1 rRNA gene is annotated in these 1,521 nt (G+C 35.1%); it reads left to right on the top strand.

What is annotated here, in order from left to right:
- The first annotated feature begins 67 nt into the window (after positions 1-67).
- Positions 68-177, top strand: a 5S ribosomal RNA gene (gene rrf / locus GR162_RS22060).
- The last annotated feature ends 1,344 nt before the right edge of the window (positions 178-1,521 follow it).

Here is a 1,521-nt window from a genome sequence, read left to right as displayed (position 1 = left end):
TCTGATTGGTAATTAACAATTTATAATTGATAATTAATAATCGGAAGCTGCTTGCAGCGAATAATCTTAAGGTGGTTATTGCGGCGGGGCTCACCTCTTCCCATCCCGAACAGAGAAGTTAAGCCCGCCAGCGCAGATGGTACTGCAGTCATGTGGGAGAGTATGTCGTCGCCTTTCTTTTGAAAAACCCTGTTTCTAAACGAAACGGGGTTTTCTGTTTTATGCCGGTTTTGAAGGGTTTTGTCTCCTATTAGTGAAGTTTTTTTTTTATAATGTACTGCAAAAGCCCTAATTCTAAATAAAAGTTGTTATTATGCTTATAATGTTTGTAGGTGTTTAGTTTTGGTTGTATAGTTAGTGCTGCCTTGTGTGAGGTTAGATGTGTTTTGTGGTTTAGACTATTGTAATCTACGAAATAAAATCAGGTAGTCTGGTTTTTATGAATACGAAATCCAAACGGAGTGTCTTTATGGTGTAAATTGGTAGGAGAAGGAATGGTATGAATAATAAATTAGTTGAATCGGAGCAGAATTACTTTTGTTTCGATTTGTTTTTCCGTCTTTAGATTTGATTTTGCGAATTAGATTGATTTGGAGTTAGTATATTTATTGATAAATGCGCTCTGATTTGGTTATAAAATAGAGCAGATTCAAGAGCTTACTTTTTTAAGTTCTTAAAAGATTTCAGATAATCCGCATAATCACTTCTTTTAAAATAGCATTTTACCCTTCTGCAACTGCATTTTCGTATGGATCATAGCTTTGTGTCATACTTGTAATCTTTTTTTGAGACAAATATTCAGTGTATTCTTTGTGGTAATACTGAAGACTTACTATCTGAAAGATGTATGAGGTTCTGTAGGAATTATTAAATTATCTGATAAATTATAACCTGCAATTTTCTTTGAATATACATCTGTTGTCAAATGCAGCTAATATGTTTCTAATTTGATAGCGACTGCGAAGATCATATTTATAAAAATAATCCCTTTTCAATTCTTTTTCAATTTGTCTTTTTGAATATCTCACTGTAAGTCAACTCTGATATACTCTTTTAAATTCTTCTCTTGCTAGTGGTATAATTAAGTTAATTATAATCAACTTTTTTCAGAACGATATATATAAGGAGAAAATCTCGTTTGCCATGCTGGAGCCGAAGCCGTTTAAAGTTTGGCAATTTGGCATGCCAGCATTGTAGTTTTATATAGATAGAGAGCCTATTCCTGCTATCCGGTGCAATATTTTCGTGCTTCCGATAGCTATCGTGACCGCCAAAAAGGATTTTCCCTCCCATCGGGGCCAGTGGAGCTGTTTTCATAAAGGGGGTTTTGCGGGGAATCCAGTTTCAAAACCATAACGAAAAGCCAAAAAAGAGTAGGGAATGCTGAAAATCCTTCAGAAAACGAATCCCGCAAGCTGTTAAAACTTTCCGAAAAACCGGAGGCGTAAGGAAAAAACTTACAGAGGGCAAAAAAAAGGTGATCTGTAAATATGCTGTTGCCAGCGAGTTAGGAAAAAAATC

Origin of the sequence: Flavobacterium sp. HBTb2-11-1, assembly GCF_009826975.1 — a bacterium.
Lineage (GTDB): Bacteria > Bacteroidota > Bacteroidia > Flavobacteriales > Flavobacteriaceae > Flavobacterium.
Note: the sequence above shows the minus strand (reverse complement) of the source record. Positions and strands in the feature narration are given on the sequence as shown.